This is a genomic window from Collinsella aerofaciens, from assembly GCF_015552075.1.
GTDB classification, from domain to species: domain Bacteria; phylum Actinomycetota; class Coriobacteriia; order Coriobacteriales; family Coriobacteriaceae; genus Collinsella; species Collinsella aerofaciens_Y.
This window is the reverse complement of record NZ_JADNDZ010000031.1, coordinates 1-1349: the sequence shown is the minus strand read 5'-3', so window position 1 is coordinate 1349 and position 1349 is coordinate 1. Positions and strand designations below refer to the sequence as shown.

Annotated in this window: 3 protein-coding genes; all 3 read left to right on the top strand. The window is 57.2% G+C overall.

Annotated elements, in window-relative coordinates; all coding sequences use genetic code 11:
* The first annotated feature begins 201 nt into the window (after positions 1-201).
* Positions 202-621, top strand: a complete 420-nt coding sequence (locus I2D41_RS02520; RefSeq protein WP_035137739.1) for a PTS sugar transporter subunit IIA — start codon at positions 202-204, stop codon at positions 619-621.
* A 57-nt stretch (positions 622-678) separates the two neighbouring features.
* Positions 679-1161: a PTS sugar transporter subunit IIB gene (locus tag I2D41_RS02515; protein WP_099432286.1), complete on the top strand. Its 483-nt coding sequence runs from the start codon at positions 679-681 to the stop codon at positions 1159-1161.
* Positions 1162-1219: 58 nt separating this feature from the next.
* Positions 1220-1349, top strand: a 130-nt coding sequence (locus I2D41_RS02510; RefSeq protein ID WP_195363435.1) for a PTS sugar transporter subunit IIC, incomplete at its 3' end; no start/stop codon positions are given.

Genomic DNA, 1349 nt, shown 5'->3' with positions numbered 1-1349 from the left:
AGTTCGCGATCCCCGGCCTTGACGACGAGTTCCGCGTCATCGTGTCTCCGTGGATTCTGACGGTGCTCGTTACCGACCGCCTGGCTCGCTACTACGAGACGGTCACCAAGCACAACCTCAAGTATCGTCGCTACTATCACCAGTTCGACTACTAAAGAAAACGGGTGCGGGAACGTGCCGGGCTATTGAGAGGAACACAGAATGAGACAGTACATCATCGCCAGCCATGCGCACTTCGCTACCGGCATCAAGGAGAGCGTCGAGCTGCTCTCGGGCGCTCGCGACAACGTCCACGATCTTTCGATGTTCGTCGATGGCCGCATGGACGTGGCCGAGGAGGCCCAAAAACTGCTGGCAGGCATGTCTGCTGACGATGATGTCGTTGTCTGCACCGACCTCTTTGGCGGCAGCGTCAACAACGAGTTTACCAAGATCGTCCAGACGCGTCCCCGCACGTACCTCGTTACCAACATGAACCTTCCTCTCCTCATCCAGTTGCTGTTCTCTGACGAGTCGGCGCCGGTTGAGGAGACGATTCGCGCCATCGTCGCTGCGGACGATACGCGCGTGAAGTTTGTCAACGATCTTTTGGTCGATGACGACGAGGAAGAAGAGTTCTAATCCGCAGCACCTACTGACACGCCGTAAGACGGCACAAGACCTTTGGGGGGTCACATTATGATTCAGCTACTTCGCGTTGACCATCGCCTGCTTCATGGCCAGGTCGCAGTTTCCTGGGTTCAGGGCCTTGGCTCCAACTGCATCTTCTGCGTGGGCGATAAGGTCGCTAACGACCCGGTGTGGAAGACGACGCTCAAGATGGGCAAGCCTGCCGGCTGCAAGCTCGTCATCAAAGATATGGAGCATGCAATCGAAGCTATCAACTCGGGCGTGACCGACAAGTACAAGATGATCATCTGTGTCGCCACTATTGCTGAGGCAAAGCAGCTTGTTGAGGGCTGCCCGCAGATCAAGTCGGTCAACCTGGGCAACACCAAGCCCAAGGACGAGAAGCGTCCCGATGCTCGTCAGGTCTCTCGTCAGATCTTCCTGACCGCGGCCGAGGAAGCCGATGTGCGCGAGATGCTGGATCGTGGCGTTGAGGTCGAGATTCGACCCCTGGCCGATGACCCCAAGGTTGACTGCGCCAGCGTGCTCTAGGCGTTCAATTTCGAAGAGTCTGAGCTCTTCGTAGTGTCCTATTAGGAAAGGGGGATATATGCTTACCCAAGCAATCCTCATCGGACTTATCGCCGCATTTGGTAAGTTCGACTGCCAGCTCGGTACGCTCTATGCGTTCCGCCCCATCGTCCTGTGCCCGCTCGTGGGCCTGGTGCTGGGGGACCTGC

What these genes read in the sequence shown, in the direction of transcription:
- I2D41_RS02520 (WP_035137739.1), top strand. Translation starts at nt 202, where the DNA reads ATGAGACAGTACATCATCGCCAGCCATGCGCACTTCGCTACCGGCATC.
- I2D41_RS02515 (WP_099432286.1), top strand. Translation starts at nt 679, where the DNA reads ATGATTCAGCTACTTCGCGTTGACCATCGCCTGCTTCATGGCCAGGTC.